At 53.4% G+C, this 18,592-nt stretch carries 14 protein-coding genes; 8 read left to right on the top strand and 6 right to left on the bottom strand.

Annotated elements, in window-relative coordinates; genetic code table 11:
• The first annotated feature begins 9 nt into the window (after positions 1 to 9).
• From ACNSPV_RS00070 to ACNSPV_RS00055, 4 genes are all read left to right on the top strand, one after another.
• Positions 10 to 2,274, top strand: a complete 2,265-nt coding sequence (locus ACNSPV_RS00070) for a hybrid sensor histidine kinase/response regulator (RefSeq protein WP_348585035.1) — start codon at positions 10 to 12, stop codon at positions 2,272 to 2,274.
• Between the two features lie 70 nt (positions 2,275 to 2,344).
• Positions 2,345 to 4,084 (top strand): diguanylate cyclase, encoded by a 1,740-nt coding sequence (locus ACNSPV_RS00065; RefSeq protein ID WP_348585036.1) that lies wholly within the window; start codon positions 2,345 to 2,347, stop codon positions 4,082 to 4,084.
• Positions 4,085 to 4,123: 39 nt separating this feature from the next.
• Positions 4,124 to 4,951 carry an ABC transporter substrate-binding protein gene (locus tag ACNSPV_RS00060; RefSeq protein ID WP_348585037.1) on the top strand — a complete coding sequence of 276 codons (828 nt, stop codon included), beginning with the start codon at positions 4,124 to 4,126 and terminating at the stop codon, positions 4,949 to 4,951.
• Positions 4,941 to 7,517 (top strand): response regulator, encoded by a 2,577-nt coding sequence (locus tag ACNSPV_RS00055; RefSeq protein WP_348585038.1) that lies wholly within the window; start codon positions 4,941 to 4,943, stop codon positions 7,515 to 7,517. The genes ACNSPV_RS00060 and ACNSPV_RS00055 overlap by 11 nt, the downstream gene beginning before the upstream one ends.
• A gap of 468 nt (positions 7,518 to 7,985) precedes the next feature.
• Here ACNSPV_RS00055 and ACNSPV_RS00050 read toward each other — a convergent pair whose 3' ends face one another.
• Entirely contained in the window at positions 7,986 to 8,306 is a 321-nt protein-coding gene (locus ACNSPV_RS00050) for an Hpt domain-containing protein (protein WP_249237214.1), read from the bottom strand.
• Between the two features lie 340 nt (positions 8,307 to 8,646).
• Here ACNSPV_RS00050 and ACNSPV_RS00045 point away from each other — a divergent pair, with 340 nt between their 5' ends.
• The 4 genes from ACNSPV_RS00045 (at position 8,647) to ACNSPV_RS00030 (ending at position 13,958) form a co-directional block, all read left to right on the top strand.
• A complete protein-coding gene (locus tag ACNSPV_RS00045) occupies positions 8,647 to 9,411 on the top strand; it encodes a MurR/RpiR family transcriptional regulator (RefSeq protein WP_348585039.1) in 765 nt (254 codons plus the stop codon).
• A gap of 225 nt (positions 9,412 to 9,636) precedes the next feature.
• Complete coding sequence (locus ACNSPV_RS00040; protein WP_348585040.1) at positions 9,637 to 11,244, top strand: PTS transporter subunit EIIC; 1,608 nt, start codon at positions 9,637 to 9,639, stop codon at positions 11,242 to 11,244.
• Between the two features lie 60 nt (positions 11,245 to 11,304).
• A complete protein-coding gene (locus tag ACNSPV_RS00035; protein WP_348585041.1) occupies positions 11,305 to 12,630 on the top strand; it encodes a 6-phospho-alpha-glucosidase in 1,326 nt (441 codons plus the stop codon).
• A gap of 923 nt (positions 12,631 to 13,553) precedes the next feature.
• Positions 13,554 to 13,958 carry an AbrB/MazE/SpoVT family DNA-binding domain-containing protein gene (locus ACNSPV_RS00030; RefSeq protein WP_348585042.1) on the top strand — a complete coding sequence of 135 codons (405 nt, stop codon included), beginning with the start codon at positions 13,554 to 13,556 and terminating at the stop codon, positions 13,956 to 13,958.
• Positions 13,959 to 14,015: 57 nt separating this feature from the next.
• Here the strand turns inward: ACNSPV_RS00030 and ACNSPV_RS00025 are convergent, their stop codons facing one another.
• The 5 genes from ACNSPV_RS00025 to ACNSPV_RS00005 all read right to left on the bottom strand — a co-directional run bounded on the left by ACNSPV_RS00025 (position 14,016) and on the right by ACNSPV_RS00005 (position 18,213).
• Positions 14,016 to 15,407 carry a tyrosine-type recombinase/integrase gene (locus ACNSPV_RS00025; RefSeq protein WP_005928316.1) on the bottom strand — a complete coding sequence of 464 codons (1,392 nt, stop codon included), beginning with the start codon at positions 15,405 to 15,407 and terminating at the stop codon, positions 14,016 to 14,018.
• Positions 15,407 to 16,297, bottom strand: a complete 891-nt coding sequence (locus ACNSPV_RS00020) for a helix-turn-helix domain-containing protein (RefSeq protein ID WP_348585043.1) — start codon at positions 16,295 to 16,297, stop codon at positions 15,407 to 15,409. Before ACNSPV_RS00020 ends, ACNSPV_RS00025 begins: the two co-directional genes overlap by 1 nt.
• Before the next feature lie 90 nt (positions 16,298 to 16,387).
• A complete protein-coding gene (locus tag ACNSPV_RS00015) occupies positions 16,388 to 16,633 on the bottom strand; it encodes a helix-turn-helix domain-containing protein (protein WP_005933015.1) in 246 nt (81 codons plus the stop codon).
• A gap of 30 nt (positions 16,634 to 16,663) precedes the next feature.
• Positions 16,664 to 17,449, bottom strand: a complete 786-nt coding sequence (locus tag ACNSPV_RS00010) for a DUF6551 family protein (RefSeq protein WP_005928324.1) — start codon at positions 17,447 to 17,449, stop codon at positions 16,664 to 16,666.
• Complete coding sequence (locus ACNSPV_RS00005) at positions 17,446 to 18,213, bottom strand: type II toxin-antitoxin system PemK/MazF family toxin (RefSeq protein ID WP_242651898.1); 768 nt, start codon at positions 18,211 to 18,213, stop codon at positions 17,446 to 17,448. The genes ACNSPV_RS00010 and ACNSPV_RS00005 overlap by 4 nt, the downstream gene beginning before the upstream one ends.
• Between the last annotated feature and the right edge of the window lie 379 nt (positions 18,214 to 18,592).

The following is an 18,592-nucleotide window of genomic DNA, read 5'->3' as shown; positions in this document are numbered from 1 at the left end:
ATACTGGATGTGAACAACAAACTATATAAAAAGCTGCTTTGGGGCATCGGCGTTGTCATCGTTGCGGTCATCCTGACCCTTTTTATCATGAGCCGGACCTACATCCAGAACCTTGTCTACCATGAGCGGCTGAACCAGATGGAAGAGGTCACCCACCAGATGTTCCGCAGTCTGGAGGATGTGATCGACACCCATTGGAGCGAGGTGAATGTACAATGCAATTATTTGTACTGCACTCCGTTAAAGACCGATACCGAGTTCTATCGCTATCTGAAAAAGCTGTCGGAGCTTTCCAATTACCATGAAAGACAGATCGAACTGATTGCCGTGGACTCTGCCGGACATTACTATACTGAGAATGGCCGCATGGGGCTGCTGCGAGGAATGAAGTATCTGGAAAGCGCACCGCAGCGGATCAGCTACGTTTCCAACTCGCTGACCGTGGACGACTCCCGGATGGTGTTCCTGAAACAGCTCTCCACCCCCATCACACTGCAAAGCGGAGAAAAAGAGATCACCCTGCGCTACTTTGGCATTTCGCAGAGCATGACCCAGCTGAACGATTATTTCCGCTGTGATGCCTACGAAAATAACAACAGCGTCTATGTGCTGGATGACGATGGTTTCAAGCTGTTCAACGCCAACGATACCGAACTGCTGAAGGGACACAACGTATACACCGTGCTCTCCCGGATGTCCTATCTGCACGGTTCTTCCTTTGCGGAGGCAAAGGAGCGGCTTGACCGAACAGGCTCCTGTTATTCCAACGCCGTGCTGGACGGCACCGAGTATTTCTACGCCCTGAAGCAGATGGAAAACGCCCGGTGGACGCTGGCATTCCTTGTTCCGGCAGAATACGTGGCCGTGAATACCCAAAAGCTGGTCAACATCGTCATGGTCATCATCATCGTCATTGCGATGGTGTTCTCGGTCATAACAGTTTTTGTCGGCTGGTCTCTCCTGCGGCAAAAGCAGCAGCAGGAGCTGCAGGCAGAAAAAGAAGCGAACCTCCGTCTGGAGCAATACAACATCCAGCTGACGCAGGCAAACGACGAGATGCGGCGGGCGCAGGATGCTGCCGCAGAGGCGCTGCAGTCCGCAGAGCGTGCCAGCAAGGCCAAGACGGACTTCCTTGCCAATATGAGCCACGATATCCGCACCCCCATGAACGCCATCATCGGCATTACCACCCTGATGAAAAACGAGCTGCACCAGCCGGAAAAGCTGGCCGAGCATCTGGGCAAGCTGGAAAACTCCGGCCAGCTGCTGCTGGGCATCATCAACGATATTCTGGATATGAGCCGCATCGAGAGCGGCAAGACCACCCTGAATGAGGAAAAAATGAATCTGCCCCAGCAAATCAGCCAGCTGGACAGCATCATCCGCCAGCAGGCAGGTCAGCGCCGCCAGACCTTTACGGTAAACATCCATCTGCAGCACGAAAATGTGCTGGCAGACCCCAACCGTCTGAATCGGGTGCTGATGAATATTCTCTCCAACGCAGTCAAGTACACACCCACCGGCGGACATATCCGGTTTGAGGTGGACGAGCTGCCCCGGAACGAGCACTACGCCCGATACCGCTTTGTGGTGCAGGATGACGGCATCGGCATGAGCGAGGCCTACCAGAAGACTCTTTTTGACCCCTTTACCCGGGAGGAGCGCTCCGGCACCAACAAGGTGCAGGGCACCGGCCTTGGCATGGCCATCACCAAGAGCATTGTGGACCTGATGGGCGGCTCCATCGGCGTGGAGAGCGCCACCGGCAAGGGCACCCGCTTTGAGGTGGTGCTGGAATTTCCCATTGATGCCGAGGCAGACCATGCGCAGCAGGTGCAGGCCCTGCCGGAGGAAGCGGAAGAAACTTCGCCCCTGTGTGGCATGAAGTTCCTCTGCGCCGAGGATAACGCCATCAACGCCGAAATTCTGGAAATGCTGCTGGAAACCAAGGGTGCAAGCTGCACCATCTGCTCCAACGGTCAGGAGATCGTGGATGCCTTTGCCAGCGTAAAGCCCGGCGATTATGACATGATCCTGATGGATGTGCAGATGCCGGTGATGGACGGCTTGGAAGCCACCCGCCGCATCCGCAGCGGCGAAAACCCGCTGGGCAGGATCATCCCCATCCTTGCCATGACCGCCAACGCCTTCCTTGAGGATATGCAGAAGAGCAGGGAAGCCGGTATGGACGAGCATCTGTCCAAACCCGTGGATATCGCTGCGCTGGAACAGACAGTAAAACGCTTTCGTGTTACCCCCCCCCCCCGAAAATAAATAGCGGACAAGCGCGTTTCCGCAGAGGAAGCACACAAACGATGTAAATGATGCAGGAGAAGGTTAGAACGTGAATACACTTTCCGAGATCGAGGGCTATTACAAAAAGCGCGAGCGGCGGCTGATCGAAAAGCTCCACAAACAGGAAGCAGCCCTTGCCGCAGCGAATCAGAAGCTGAAACAATTGACCGAAAATCAGAGAGCACCGGTGGACGAAACCGCCGAGCAGCATGCTGCACGGGAGCAGAAGCTCAAAGAAGAGCTTTATCGGGACCCGCTGACAGGAGCCTACAACCGCCGCTATTACGAAGAGGTCGTCCGCAAGATCATCGGCCCGGCGGGGGTCGCACTGCTGGATGTGGACGATTTCAAGATCTGCAACGATACCTATGGGCATCATGCCGGAGATATGGCGCTGAAAACGGCGGCAAACGCCATTCAATCCCGCATCCGGAAGTCGGACCTGCTCATCCGCTGCGGCGGGGACGAGTTTTTGCTGGTGCTGCCCGGCATTCCGGGAGATTTTCTGCGCACCAAACTGGAACAGATCTGCACCGCCGTGCAGATGGCGTCCGTACCCGGCTACTCGCATTTCCGTATCTCGCTGAGCATCGGCGGAACCATGCAGTCCATCACCGACCCGATGGAAAATGTGGTCCGCCGTGCAGACCGGCTGATGTATCAGGCAAAGCGCCGCAAGAATACCGTCACGGTGGAGGTCCCGGGGCAGGATCTGGCTGCGCTGGAAAGACTTTTGCAGGAAAAATCGCAGATCCTGCTGGTGGATGACTCCGAAATGAACCGCGTGATGCTGTCGGAGATCCTGGGGCAGGAGTACCGCATTCTGGAAGCGAAGGACGGACAGGAATGCATGGAAAAACTGCGGGAGGAAGCCGGAAACATTGCACTGGTGCTGCTGGATATCAATATGCCGTTCATGGACGGTTTTGAGGTGCTGAGGGCCATGAATGCCAACCACACCATCGAGGATACCCCGGTCATCATGATCTCCAGCGAGGACTCCGAAGATGCGATCCGACGGTCCTATGAGCTGGGTGCGAGCGACTATGTCAACCGTCCCTTTGATGCACGCATCGTATACCGCCGGGTGACCAACATCATCAAGCTGTACGCCAAGCAGCGGCGGCTGGTACAGATGGTGTCGGATCAGATCCGCGCCCGCGAAAACGATACGGATATTCTGGTGGGCGTGCTGAGCCACATCGTGGAGTTCCGCAACGGCGAAAGCGGGCCCCATGTGCGGCACATCCGCACCATCACTGAACTGCTGCTCCACCATCTGCTGGACATCAGCAGCAGGTATCCGCTCACGGCGGAGCAGCAGGATCATATCCCGCTGGCCTCTGCCCTGCACGACATTGGCAAGATCGCCATTGACGAAAAGGTGCTCAACAAACCCGGCAGGCTGACCCCGGAGGAATTTGAGCTGGTCAAGACCCACAGTATGCGGGGCGCCGAGATGCTGCATGATTTGGATAATTTTGGCGAGCAGCCGCTGCTGCAGACCGCCTACGAGATCGCCCGCTGGCACCACGAACGCTGGGATGGCCGCGGCTACCCGGATGGGCTGAAGGGCGATGAGATCCCCATCAGCGCACAGCTGGTCTCGCTGGCCGATGTGTACGATGCACTGACCAGCGACCGCTGCTACAAAAAAGCCTACCCCCACGAAAAAGCCGTGCAGATGATCCTGAACGGCGAGTGCGGGGCGTTCAATCCGCTGCTGCTGCAATGCCTGACGGATATCCAGACCGACCTGAAAGAAGAGCTACAGGGGCATCCCGACTGAGCTGTGGATGCGATCAAAACAGGAGTATAAAAAGCCCGAATGAAACACAGAATCTCACGCCGTGCATTCCTGAACGGATGCACGCTGATGGCGGCAGCTGCTGCCGTAGGCAGTCTGACTTCCTGCGGAGGAAAGGAAGCAAAAGACCGCGGTCTTGCACAACTCGTTGTGGGAAGCGACACCTACCCGCCTTATATCTATCTGAACAATGACGGTGTTCCCACCGGGATCGATGTGGAGATCGCCACCGAGGCGTTCCGCCGCATGGGGTATGCTGCCCGGTTTGAAACGATCGACTGGGAGCAGAAAACAAATCTTGTGGAAAGCGGTGCCATCGACTGCATCTGGGGCTGCTTTTCCATGGATGGACGCGAAGATGCATACTGCTGGGCGGGGCCTTACATGGTGAGCCGTCAGGTGGTTGCGGTGGATGCCGACAGCAGCATCCGATCCCTCAGCGACCTTGCCGGCAAGACCATCGCCGTGCAGAGCACCGGCAAGCCGGAGGAGATCTTTCTCAGCGGCTCCGACCCGCGCATCCCGCAGACGGTGGAGGTGCTCAGCATCGAAAACCGCAGTGTGCAGTACGCAATGCTGGCCTGCGGCTATGTGGACGGCATTGCCGCCCACGAGACAGGCATCCTGCAATATATGAAGGACAATGCTGTAGACTTCCGCATTTTGGAGGAACCGCTGCTGGTCACCGGGCTGGGCATCGCCTTTGCCAAGAACGACACCCGCGGGCTGGACAGCCAGCTGACCGATACCCTTGCGCAGATGCGCGCGGACGGCACGCTGGAGCGGATCATTGGCCGATACCTTGAAAATGCTGCGCAGTATCTGGAGGTGGACACCATTGGCGCGTAAAAACAGAACCACCCCGGATAAAAGGAGATGGGAGGGCTATCTGATCGTCGGCATGCTCTTGATGATCGGTGTGATATTTCTTTCCGGCTGGCGGGCAATGCGCACAGCGGAGGAGCGCTTTTGCCAGACCCTTGAGTTTGTCAAATCCCAGTCCACCAGCTTTGAAAAGTACAATGATACCATCACGGCAAAGACACTGCGCCGCACGGCGGTCGCGGTCCATCAGCTGGCAGAGGACCCTGCCCTCGACCTCTCCGACCCGCAGTGCCTGAACAGGCAGGCAGAAAAGCTCTGGCTCACCGGCATTTCGGTTCTGGGGCCGGACGGCACGCTCCGGTGCGAGTCCACGACCAACGGCATCGGCTATGCCCGGTTTGGCGGCCAGCTGAAAAATGACGCCGTTCTGGACGTTTTATCTTACCCGCGAAAGACCTATGTAAAGCGCGTCCTGCTGAAAGATGGCTCTGCTGTGGATGTTGCGGCACACCGGGCAGAAAGCGCAGAGCTGCTCCTGCTTGCCTACCGGTATACCCCGGCGGAATTTGTGGAGGAAACGGCGCTGTCCATCCAGAGCGTACTGGACGGATACCCGGCAGAAACCAGCGGCACGCTGTTCATCGTGCAGAACAATCAGGTCATTGCCGCAAACAGCCCGGAGCTGATCGGGCAGGATACTGCGGACAGCCCGCTGGTGCAGGGGCTCCGCAAAGCCGGTGCCGCAGAGAAGCTGACCCATACCCAGGACTGGAACGGCTCCGGCTGCTATTTCGGGATGTTCTGCCATGGCAGATCCTTCGATCTCTATGCGTATACGGACGAAAAAATGATCTTCCGGGAGTCGCTTTCGCTGGTCCTGACGGCGCTGGTCGGCTACAGCCTGCTTGTAATGGTCCTTCAGCTGCTGCGCCGCCGCTCCGTGCAGGAGATGGAACAGCAGAAAAAAGAGCAGGAGAGGAAGTATCAGACCCAGCTGGAAGAGCAGAACCGCAAGCTGGAGATCGCGCTTCAGCACGAGGGAGCGGCAAACCGCGCCAAGCGGGAGTTCCTGTTCAATATGAGCCACGATATCCGCACCCCCATGAACGCCATCATCGGCTTCACCTCGCTGGCTGCGACCCATATCGACAATAGGGAACAGGTGCTGGACTACCTGAAAAAGATCTCCACTTCCAGCCAGCATCTGCTTTCCCTCATCAATGATGTACTGGATATGAGCCGTATCGAGAGCGGAAAGGTAAAGATCGAGGAAAAAGCGGTGCATCTGCCGAACCTCATCCACGATGTGCGCTCCATCATCCAGCCCAATATTTCGGCAAAGCGGCTGTCGCTTTTCATTGATACCATGGATGTGGAGAACGAGGATATCATCACCGACCCGCTGCGGCTGAACCAGATCCTGCTGAACATTTTGTCCAATGCCATCAAGTTTACCCCCACAGGCGGCATGATCAGCATTCGCATTGCTGAGAAAAACGGTGCGCCTGCGGGCCGGGCCTGCTATGAGTTCCGCATCAAGGACACCGGCATCGGCATGAGCGAGGAGTTCCAGAAGCACATCTTTGAGGAGTTCACCCGTGAGGAAAACTCCACCGTCAGCGGCATTCAGGGCACCGGCCTCGGCATGTCCATCACCAAGAACATTGTGGACCTGATGGGCGGCACCATCGCCATTGAGAGCGAGCCGGGCAAGGGCAGCGAGTTCATCGTGAATCTCTGCTTTGCGCTCAGCGGACAAAAGGTGGAGCTCAGACAGCTCCCGCAGCTGGAAGGGCTGCGGGCACTGGTGGCGGACGACGATACCGACACCTGTCTGAGCGTCAGCACCATGCTCTCCAAGATCGGGATGCGGCCGGAGTGGACGATCTCCGGCAGGGAAGCGGTGATCCGCACCCGGTACGCCATGGAGCAGGGGGATGAATTCAGTGTTTACATCATCGACTGGCTGATCCCCGATATGAACGGCATCGAGATCGTGCGGCAGATCCGCAAGGTGATTGGAAAAAGCTGCCCTATCATCATCCTGACCGCCTACGACTGGGCCGATATTGAAGAGGAAGCCCGCGCTGCCGGTGTTACCGCCTTCTGCGAAAAGCCGCTGTTCCTCTCGGAGCTGCGCAGAGTGCTGGCAGGGCCGTTCGGTGCAGAGCCTGCCTGCAGGCCGGTGCAGCTGAACGCGGAGGCCTTCAAAGGGAAAAAGATCCTGCTGGTGGAGGACAACGAGCTGAACCGTGAGATCGCAGTGGAGATCCTGAAGGAAGCGGGATTTGAGGTGGAATCGGCCGAGGATGGCGAGATCGCCGTCCGGAAGATGAAGCAGGCGGCAGACGGACAGTATGACCTGATCCTCATGGACATCCAGATGCCCAACATGGACGGCTACGAGGCAACGCGGCAGATCCGTGCGCTGCCGGATGCTGCAAAGGCGGGCATCCCCATCTTTGCAATGACGGCAAATGCCTTTGAGGAAGACCGTCAGAACGCGCTGAAGGCCGGCATGAACGGCCATATTGCAAAGCCGCTGGATATTCCGCACCTGCTGCAGGTCCTTGCAGATGTACTGAAATAAACAGCGCCCAAAAGCAAAAGCACCCACAGCAAGTGCCACAGAGGTTTTGACCTCCGGTGAGCAAATTGCTGTGGGTGCTTTATTTTTTATGCCTGACAGGCGGCTTGTTACAAAATTTTGCGCAGCTCCTGCACAAGATCGCCGATCACGATGGGTTTGGACAAAAAGCCATTCATGCCGTTTTCCGGCAAAGCTGCTTTGGCCTACTTGTCGTACATCACTGCTCGCAAGAGTGTACGCTGTAAAACCCGCCCACGGAAAGGATGCCGCAAATATTTTGCGTGTGTCCTGTTTTGTACTCTCCCTCTACCGCGAAAGGGCAGAGAATGACAGAAACATAAAAATATTTTACTACTGCCATGAAGGATTTTCAATGAATTTCCACGTATTTATACATAAAAACTACGCGTGTCCGATTTCTTTGCATCGGCGCACATGGCGGGCGGAAAACTGTGGGGACAGCCTGCGTTACTGCACTCCACGGATGGCATCCGTCGTGATCTTGTACTGTTCCGTTACACGGGCAAACCATTCCCCGGAGCCTTCCAGTGTGCCCGCACGCAGAACCTCGGTCAGCTCATAGGCAGGCTGATAGAGATTGGTGAAGCCAAGGTTCTGGCATACACCCTTGAGCGTGTGTGCCGCACGGAATGCTTCCTGTGCGTTTCCTTCCTTCAGCGACTGCTCCAGCTTTGGATAGCTGTCGTCGTTCAAAAACATCAGCGCAAATTTACGGACCATACTTTCACGGGGCAGCCGATGAAATACCTCTTCATAGTCTGCGCCCATTTCTTTATAACACTCCTGAATCGTCATAATCCCCTGCACGGCCTTTCCTATTTCTTTCTGCGCACGGCACTGCATCGTCACAAAAGTGCCACGCGGATTTGTTGCAGTTTGTTATGTTATCAATATACCATTTATTAAGTAGGATTTCAATTCATTTGCAGCGGTATTTTATAAAAATAAGGGCCGCTGTACATTATTTTGTGCAGCAGCCCCCTTTGCAGGATGTCCTGCCGCTGTGAAATCTGTTCTTGACGTCCGTGCGAGTAAGCGGTACGATACAAGCATAGACCGGAACGGCAAACGGATGATACAGAACGATCACGTACAGGAGGATGCTTTTGTGAACATTGAAAAGATCACGCAGGGGAAGAACCTGACCGATACAGAGCAGACCGTGCTGGAGTACATTCTGGATCATCTGGACACGGTGCAGACCGAGGGCGTGCGCGGGGTGGCGCGGGCAAACTATACCTCCACCTCCACCATCATGCGGCTGGCGCGCAAGATGGATTACAGCGGTTTTGTGGATATGTGCTACAAGCTGCGCTCCTTTACCGAGACGCCGCACCAGACGATGAAGGAGGAAGAAAACTTTCTCAACAGCTTTGGCGTGGAGTCGCTGCTGAACTACAATACCTATACGCAGCTTAAAGCCTGTGCGGAAAAGATCCTGGAGCAGAAAGACAAGATCATCTTTGTCTACGGCACCGGCTTTTCCGGTACGGTGTGCACCTACCTGACCCAGAAGCTGGTCAACATGGGCATTTTGTGCGTCAGCGCCACGGGCGGCGACTCTGTGGGCATCTTTGAGAATACGCTGGAGCGGATGGGGATGTTTTTCTGCATCTCCAAATCCGGCGAGACCTCGATGGTGCGCGACAAGATCAAGACTGCACAGGAAAACGGCGTGTGCACCGTAGCCATTACCGGCGAGCAGAAAAACAGCATCGGACAGTTTGCAGACCTGTGGTTTCGGATAGAGAACCCGTGGAAGCTGGATGACCAGAACACCATGCCCAGCACCTTTTTTCCGCAGACCATGATGCTGATCGAGCTGATTGCCTACGAATACCGCCGTCTGTGCCTTGGAAAAGACATGAAATAACGAGTATTTGTGCAGAATGTGCAAAAAAGACTCCGTTTTTTGCACAGAAGCGCCAGAAACGCGTTACCGCTTTTGGTAACGCGTTTCCTTCTGTTCAAAATTTGTTTACATCTGTAAATTTTTGTGCGATAGTAATGGCACAGATCCGGCCGGATATGTGTGGATGGACGCATCCCGCGCAAGAACGATATCTGAAAAATGTGAAACGAAAGAAGGAGTCAACCCATGAAGGATAAGGTAATGGATGCATTGCAGCGGTTCTCCAAAGCAATGTTCATCCCCGTTCTGATCCTGCCCATTGCCGGTATTCTCATCGCTGTGGGCAACCTGTTCACCAATGTCCGGCTGCAGGCAGTGCTGCCGTTTCTGAACAACCCGGTCACCATCGGCTTCGGCACGCTGCTGTCCGGTTCGCTCAACGCCATCCTGGGCAATCTGGGCGTTATCTTCTGCGTGGGCCTCAGCGTGGGCCTGGCCAACAAGAAAAAGTCTGAGGCAGGCTTTATCTCTCTGCTGGCATTCCTGGTGTTCCTCAATGCCATGAACAAATTCATGAACATGCGCGGTATGCTGGTAGAGGGCAGCCTTTCCGGCACCGGTCAGGCCATGGTTCTGGGCGTTCAGGTCCTGGACATGGGCGTGTTCATCGGCCTGCTGCTGGGCATCGTGGTCGCATGGGTGCACAACCGCTTCTGCGAGACTGAGTTCAACAACGCTTTCCAGATCTACGGCGGCACTCGTTTTGTGTTCATCGTTCTGATCCCGGTCATGGTGGTTCTGGCTGTGCTGTTCACCTTTGTGTGGCCGTATGCACAGGCTGGCATCAACGCTCTGGGCGGCTTTATCCGCGGCGCAGGCAACTTCGGCCTGTTTGTCTACGGCACGCTGGAGCGTCTGCTGATCCCCACCGGTCTGCACCATCTGGTCTACACCCCGTTCCTGTACACCTCTCTGGGCGGCACTGCCACTGTGGGCGGTCAGGTGCTGGAGGGTGCCCGCAACATCTACTACGCCGAGATCGCAGATCCCTCCGTTGCTGTGCTGAGCCAGTCTGTCATCTGGGATGCCCGCGGCATTTCCAAGATGTTTGGTCTGATCGGTGCTTGCCTGGCCATGTACCAGACTGCACGTTCTGAGAACCGCGAAAAGATCAAGCCCGTGCTGATCACCGCTGCTGTCACCTCCTTTATCGCCGGTGTCACCGAGCCCATCGAGTTCAGCTTCCTGTTCGTGGCTCCCGTCCTGTTCGTTGTGCACGCTGTGCTGGCCGGTTCCAGCTTTGTGGTGCTGAACCTGCTGGGCTGCCGCGCCATCGGCCCCAACGGCTTTATCGATTTCCTGCTGTACAACCTGCCGCTGGGCATTGGCAAGACCCGCTGGCCCATCTACATTGGCGTAGGCGTTCTGTACTTCTTCCTGTACTATGTGATCTTCCGCGTGCTGATCGTCAAGCTGAACCTCCACACGCTGGGCCGTGAGGCGGACGGCATGGAGATGAAGCTCCACACCAAGGCTGAGTACAAGGCCAAGACTGCTGCCACTGCTGGGAACGGCACCGCTGCTGCGCCCGCACAGGACACTGCCGTGGACGCTGCCACCATCGTGGAGGCACTGGGCGGCAAGGAGAACATCCTGAAGGTGACCAACTGCTACACCCGTCTGCGCACCGAGCTGGCAGACCCCGACAAGGTGCAGGATGATGTGCTGAAGAACCAGACCGGCGCTTCTGCCGTCATCCACAAGGGCAAAAATGTGCAGGTAGTGTATGGCCTGAAGGTCAACGCCGTGCGCAAGGCCGTGGATGCAGAGCTTGGCCTGAGCGGCGAAGATTAACCAATTGCGTTTCTTGAATTGAATTATAGAAAACATCCATAAGAAGGAGGGCATTTTTCCATGAAAAAGTTTTCTATTGTGATCGCCGGCGGCGGCAGCACCTATACGCCGGGCATCGTTATGATGCTGATGCATAGTCTGGATCGCTTCCCGATCCGCAGCCTGAAGCTGTACGATAACAACCCCGAGCGTCAGAAGACCATTGCCGATGCTGTGGCACTGGCTATGAAGAAGGTCGCCCCGGATGTGGCATTCAGCTATACCACCGACCCCGAAGAGGCCTTCACCGACGTGGATTTCTGCATGGCACACATCCGCAGCGGCGGCTATCCCATGCGTGAAAAGGACGAAAAGATCCCCCTGAGCCACGGCGTAGTGGGTCAGGAGACCTGCGGCCCCGGCGGCATCGCCTATGGTATGCGCAGCATCCCTGACATCATGCAGCTGATCGACTATATGGAGAAATACAGCCCCAACTGCTGGATGCTCAATTACTCCAACCCTGCGTCCATCGTCGCAGAAGCCTGCCGTGTGCTTCGTCCTCACTCCAAGATCATCAACATCTGCGATATGCCGGTGGGCACATTGCGCCGCATGAGCTACATCGTGGGCAAGACCCCGAAGGATCTGGACGTGCGTTACTACGGTCTGAATCACTTTGGCTGGTGGACCAGTGTCAAGGACAAAGATGGCACCGACTACACCCCGCAGCTGATCGACTACGTGAGCAAAAACGGCTATCTGACCCAGAAGGCCATTGAGACTCAGCACATGGATGCCAGCTGGCAGGAGACCCACCGCAAGGCCGCCGATCTGCTGGCGGTCACTCCGGACTGCCTGCCCAACACCTACCTGAAGTACTACCTGTACCCGGACTACGTGGTGGAGCACAGCGACCCCAACTACACCCGCGCCAACGAGGTGATCGATGGCCGCGAAAAGAATGTCTTCGGTGCAGCACGCGCCATTACCGCTTCGGGCGAGTTTAAGGGTGACGAGTTCAACATCGACAACCACGCCAGCTTTATCGTCGATCTGGCTCGCGCCATTGCCTACAATACCCACGAGCGGATGCTCTGCATCGTGGAGAACAAGGGTGCTATCAGTAACTTTGATCCCCACGCCATGGTGGAGGTCCCCTGTCTGGTGGGCAACGATGGTCCGGAGCCCCTGTGTCAGGGTGAGATCCCGACCTTCCAGCTGGGCATGATGAACCAGCAGGTCGCCGTGGAAAAGCTGGTGGTCGAGGCCTACTGCGAGCACAGCTACCAGAAGATGTGGCAGGCATTGACCCTGAGCAAGACCGTGCCCAGCGCCAAGGTAGCCAAGGAGATCCTGGACGACCTGATCGTAGCCAACAAGGACTACTGGCCTGAGCTGCACTAAAGTCTGCGCTTGTGAAGCGCTGTCCCGAATATCCCCATTTTTCATGAACTGAAAGGGGCTGCTGCACCGCGATGTGCAGCAGCCCTTTCGTTTTTGCAGAGAGTTCAGAAACTTTCTCTGCCGGATTTTCTTTCGGGTGGCAATGTCCTGAAAACAGAAATGGCCCGGCTGATGCCGGGGCTGGGTGTACTTGAACAGCATCCCGTCCAGATAGATTGACACCGGTTTATAGGGAGCGCCTGCCTATTTTAGCAGAAAGCATAGAAAACGGCGATTTTGGCTTCAATTAGCTGGAAAGCCGATTTTATTAGCTGAAACCGAAAATTCTGCTAATGGCATTCGCTGGCTGATTTTGGCGATAGGTTCAAAATGAAAAATGCGAAGATCGTCTTTCCCATGGAAAAATGACCTTCGCATTTTCTTGAAATGGCGTCCCCGATGTGATTCGAACACACGGCCTTCCGCTTAGGAGTAGGGGCTGAAGCCATAAATCCTAGGCAAAAGTAGGTAAAACAAGTAACGTTTTATCAATTGATTTTTTGTTGCGCTGTCAATCTGAGTAAAGAACACAAACCCCGAAATAAAACGAGTAAAAGGCTTTTCATTAGCAGAAAATTAGCAGAGCTAATGAAAAGTGGAAGGTTCATTGTAAAATGCCCACCTTTCATTAGCTGGGAAGTGTACGTTTCCCTACGGATATTTGCTTGTTTAGCATTCGTGAACCAGACCATACAGCCGTAGCTGGTGTGATGGACAAATGTTTTCAATAGAAAAAGACCAGAGCTTTCTGCGAGAAAACTCTGGTCTATGTAACAGTGCGAATGGAAATGCGCATTGTCTTGTAAAAGGAAGGGGCTTATGGTATTCTTACGGGAGTAAAGGCACTGGATGCAAGGAACTTTGCGTGATTTTAGGAGTGTGCGATGGAAAAGAAATTTAATATTGTAGTCGGTGAAGATGGAACTGTAAAACTCCCAGATGCGGTTCTGGAAAAACTTGAAGTCAAACCCGGAGAGGAAGTTCGCTTCGAGGTAGATGACAATTTCTATGCAGTCAGGCTTCTATCGCGGATAGAAGCTGAACGCTTGGATTACTTGAATTGGATGCATAATAAACATTGCTCCTCTATTGAGGAAATGATTGCAGAGTCGAGAAAACAAGCCACTCAGAACATTGTGATCTCCCGTATCCTTGATGGGATGCCGGCAGAAAAAATCGCAGAAGGCTATGAAGTTTCACTCGATTATGTAAAACAGCTTACACATCAGCTGAAGATGGACATAGAGGAAGCTAAGACGAAAAAACACAAAGAAACGGGATCATCCTAAAACAGATAGCGGCAGTTTTCCATATACGGAAAACTGCCGCTGTTTATGTATAGAGGCTTATAGGTTCTTTGCAAGATTTTTAATGAGTGTAGCCATAGAGGGGTCAGCCAGCAGTTTAGCAAGAGCTGCTACCGCATCTGTATCGACTGGGCTGGCTTTGGGAGTGGATTGCTCTGCGCGAGGGAGGGCTTCAGGCTCTGCACCATGATGCTGATAGAAGAAATCGTCGAATCGTTGTGCGTTCAAACGCCGATCATCATCCAGAATGTGTGCGTACTGCTCGGTGACCATCGAAGCCTGTGCATGACCGGAATCGCCCTGCACGGCTTTGATATCGCCGCCGTTCAGCTTGAGCTTGTATGTAATGCTGGAGTGTCGGAAGCTGTGGAAAACCACTTTGGGGAGATCGTTTTCCTCAATCAGCTGCTTCAATGCACCGTTAATGGTGGATTGTTCGGTCGGCATTCCCAGCGGGCCGGCAACCACGAGATTATAGTCTGCATACTCTGCACCCAGTGCGTCCTTTGTCATGTCCTGCTCGGCTTTATAGTGGACAAGCATTTCGGCAACTGTTTTGGGGAGAAAAATGGTTCGGATACTGCTGTCTGTTTTAGGACTTTTCAGAACCTGGACCGTGGTGCAGCGGGAACTCAGCGAGGGAAAACGAGTGATGACATTTTTATTTTCCAAGGCGTTCAGCGAAGCAATATCTACACGCTGCAATTCCTTATTTATGTAAATGGAGGCTCGCCCGGCTTCAATGCTTTCGGGGGAGATATCCACACAATCCCATGTCAGACCGAGCAATTCCCCTAAGCGCAGGGAACAAGAGAAGGAGAGGTTGATGCAAAGCCGGAGCCGTGGATCATCACAGACTTCTAAGGCATGGAACAGGGTCTCGGCAGTCCAGATATCACGCTTCTTTGCAGTGTATTTGGGCAAGGTGGCATAAATACAGGGATTCTTTTCCATAAGTTCCCACTTTACGGCCTGCTCAAAGGCACTTCTCAAAATTTTGTGAACCGAACGAACTGTGCCGGGAGAAACGTATTGATGCTGACGCTTTCCACACATAGGGTCAACGGCTTCGTATTTAAGCAGCCGCTGATAATATCCCTCAATTACGCGGGTGGTGAGATCTTGCAGCTTCATTGAGCCGATAAGCGGTTCTATGTAGTTTGAAATCAGTGCAGTGTTTGATTGATAGGTTGAAAGTGCCCATTTGGTTCTTCCGTACAGGGTGACGTATTCTTTAAGCAGGTCTTTTAGAGTTCGGCACTGGGGTGCCACAAAGGTACCGACGGATTCTTTGTATTCGACCTCTTTCTTACGGTTTTTGGCATCTGCAAGGTCGGTAAAGGTTTCCCATTTCTGCTTTAGCGTTCCATTAGTGTGTTTGTAGGTATAGACAACGCAGTATCGGTTATTGCGTTTGACAATGCTAGCCATTATACATCCTCCTCTACTTTACGTTTGGACTTCAGAACTTCATCGAAAGCATCTTTTTGGATGCGTTTTACCCTTCCCAACTTCATCGTTGGAATTCCTTCTTTGAGAACCCACGAGTCAAGTGTTGGGCGGCTGATTCCGTAAAAAGCCTGAATTTCCTGAAAACTGTAGTATTTCCCATTCTTGGGACATTGCAGTTTTAGCGGCGGCTCCTCATGCGTTTCTTTTTTCGGTTTTTGAAGTTGGTATGTAGATTGGCTTTTAAGCCATGCCTTAAAACTTTTTTTGGTAATGCGCGGCCTGTCGGCCACGCGCTCAATGACGAAACAATCTCGGTATTTTTTGCAATCAAGAATCCCATAAACATTCTTGCGTGGGATACCGAGTAGTTTTGCCATTTCCGGGATGGAGATGGTTTGCGCTTCAATCTCCCGGTCACGCTCCCGGTCAGCTGCTGTGCGGTAGCGGCTTTGTGACCGGTACCACCGCTCAAATTCCTCTTTGGGAATCCTCATACAGAAGTCTGTCGTTTCTGTTTTCAACTTGCCCTGTCGGATGAGTGTATAGATCGTTTCGGGTTTCACCTTCAATATCTCGGCGGCATCAGGAACGGAATAGGATCGTTTGCAAAGTTCCTCGCCCGGTGGTGGGCCATTGACCTTATGATATTTGACCTGATTGGTATACCATTTCTCAAAGCTGGAAATAACGATACGCCTTTTTTCGTTTATCAGAATGACTTCAAAGAGATTCTTATGAAGCAGCCAATAGCTGTCTGTTTTGCCAAGGCCGAGAAGCTGCCGCATCTCACGAACCGACATGGTGGTTTTGGTAGTGGCAGGTTCAGCTTTTCCGTATAAGGGAGCCGAAGTATTCCGCATATCATCCATGAAAGACACCTCTCTATCTATGTAAAAGTTTAGCCGGGATTTCTCATCCCGGCTAAAGAATAGCAGATTTCGCGTGAAATGTTGAGGATGTCAAACAGCAGGATTGCGTTCAACAGTGCCATCATTGAGCCATGCTTCAAAGCTGGCTTTGGAAATACGGTAAGCGCCGCTTACCTTGAACCAGCGGAATTCGTTCTGCTTCAGTAGACGGTAGACAGTGGGACGGCTCAGGAGCAGCATTTCCATCAGGTCTTCTACGGTATAGCAGCGGCTGTCCTTTGCTGTGGAAACAGGGGAGGAAACCGAGTTGGGCGAAGGTTCTTCATGGATAATCATTGGATAATACCTCGTTAAATATACTTAAAGTTAAAACTTGAGCGGCAATGCAGCCCGGCGGCTGCCACCATTATAAATAGTATAGACCTGCTGGAGGTACTTCGTCTTGCCGGGAAGGCTTACGCCTGCGGTTCGTGCAAGGCGAAAAATCGTGAATGCATCGACCTGCCGCAGTTTGGCAATCAGACGGCTTTTACTGTATTCGGAGTGGTACAGTTCTACAAAGCGGCAGATGCCGAGCAGATTTGCGGAACTCATGGAATCAGGTTCTCCGTCCCACGCATTCAGCAAAACATCAAGGGATTCGATATACAGTTCAGGACCAAGCCGGATGAATTCGTGATAGGCGGTTGCGATGCAGCTGATCCGCTGCTTGCCCCGGCCTTCTTCAAAAGAAAGATGAACGCCAGCCAATTCGGTGGCCTGCTGGAATGCAACGGCAGCAGGCTCCCCTGCAAAAATCAGGGCACGGAGCTTCTGCCCTGCACTCAGCCGTTCCGAAATGCCTGTCTGCTGTGCAAACAGGAGGGCTTCTTCCTGCTCGGTCATGTTAAAGTAGACCTTGCAGCGAATCTGCAGATCATCACCACCGTTCAGGAACTTCCGGGCAGCGATGGTGTTCTGCCCGTCCATCACATAGTAGTGACCATCCCGGAAGCTGATCTTCGGCTCATTGGCAACCCGCTCGTCAAATTCTTTTGCGATACGGGCAACACGAGCGGGGTGAAGAGCACGCTGATAAGTGTCGCGCGGCACGATCAGCTCACTGCTGTTCAGGCACATTTCATGGTAAGGTTTTACAACTGCGTTCATCATAAAGGAACCTCCTTCTTTTTTTGCAGAAAATCAATTCCTGATTGGATAATCGAACCGATTTTCTTCTTTTCGTTATCGGATAAGCGGAAAGCGGAATACCGTTCATAACAGATATTCCAGCGGAACATAAGCGATTGAAGCGCATCATCCAGTTCTGCAACCATGAACTCAACAGAAGATTCCGTCGGGGTGGAGAGCATCCTTTCCGATATCTGCTCAATGCTATGTAGATCGCCTTTTGTGTGCTTGGCGAGAGCAGGGGGCTGACTGTTCAGCACCCGAAGATTCTGAAACTGCTGGGAGAGCAGCTCTTTTGCAGCGGCGAGAACATCCTCCTGCGGAGGAGCCGTAAGGTATTTTCGGAATGACTTGTATCCAATGAACCCAAAGCTGTATTGCAGACACACTGACACTTGCCGCATTTCATATTTGGACAGGTGCCCAAGGTAGCTTAACACTCTGGATTTATCTGCGGGGCGCGGGCTTTCGCAAATCGCCATAGATGGCGCACTCAAAAAACGATTGTGCAGAATAAAATGCGTTGGCATATTTCGCTTTTTGATCTGTGTTGTCAGTGGAACGACCAGAAGAACATTGGAATAAAAATTACCGTCATCGTTTTGGACAACAATGGCAGGTCGGATGCCGCCTTGCTCGGAACCGCTGTAAGGATTCAGATCCATCATGTAGACATCCCCGCGCTTGTACATCCAGTTTGCGGGCATAGGCGGATACTCTTTCTCTTTTTTACCTCGTGTGGCCAATTTGGATTTCTCCTTTCTATCCGTATATGTAACAGTGGGCTGCTCGCACAGCCCACCCTACTATCTCAAACAGCAAATTGCTGTGATTTATAGTTCTATACCTTTCCGTATTTGTCCCCGACATCCCCGGAAACCGAAAACTCAGTTTTCGTGTGGGAAATCTTTCAGCCGTCCGGCAGCGTACCGAATCCATAGGGTTCTCACCTCTCCGTGGTTCTCACCGAGCTGCCCGAAGGCAGAAGTATCATTATTCTGTGATGGCTCTTAGCTATGGAGAAGCTGTCATCCATTTACCGTCAACCTACCGCTCATTCCCTCAGTGGGAGATCATCGCATTTGTTACGGACGTGGCTCATCATCACAGGAACGTGACTGAAGA

It is taken from the genome of Faecalibacterium sp. 3, from assembly GCF_048323735.1.
GTDB lineage: Bacteria > Bacillota > Clostridia > Oscillospirales > Ruminococcaceae > Faecalibacterium > Faecalibacterium wellingii.
Note: the sequence above shows the minus strand (reverse complement) of the source record. Positions and strands in the feature narration are given on the sequence as shown.

Excerpts from the sequence above, each read along its gene's own strand:
- ACNSPV_RS00040 (WP_348585040.1), top strand. The coding sequence starts at position 9,637 with ATGAAGGATAAGGTAATGGATGCATTGCAGCGGTTCTCCAAAGCAATG.
- ACNSPV_RS00010 (WP_005928324.1), bottom strand. The coding sequence starts at position 17,449 with ATGATGAACGCAGTTGTAAAACCTTACCATGAAATGTGCCTGAACAGC.
- ACNSPV_RS00015 (WP_005933015.1), bottom strand. The coding sequence starts at position 16,633 with ATGATTATCCATGAAGAACCTTCGCCCAACTCGGTTTCCTCCCCTGTT.
- ACNSPV_RS00025 (WP_005928316.1), bottom strand. The coding sequence starts at position 15,407 with ATGGCTAGCATTGTCAAACGCAATAACCGATACTGCGTTGTCTATACC.
- ACNSPV_RS00030 (WP_348585042.1), top strand. The coding sequence starts at position 13,554 with ATGGAAAAGAAATTTAATATTGTAGTCGGTGAAGATGGAACTGTAAAA.
- ACNSPV_RS00050 (WP_249237214.1), bottom strand. The coding sequence starts at position 8,306 with ATGGGCGCAGACTATGAAGAGGTATTTCATCGGCTGCCCCGTGAAAGT.
- ACNSPV_RS00035 (WP_348585041.1), top strand. The coding sequence starts at position 11,305 with ATGAAAAAGTTTTCTATTGTGATCGCCGGCGGCGGCAGCACCTATACG.
- ACNSPV_RS00020 (WP_348585043.1), bottom strand. The coding sequence starts at position 16,297 with ATGGATGATATGCGGAATACTTCGGCTCCCTTATACGGAAAAGCTGAA.
- ACNSPV_RS00060 (WP_348585037.1), top strand. The coding sequence starts at position 4,124 with ATGAAACACAGAATCTCACGCCGTGCATTCCTGAACGGATGCACGCTG.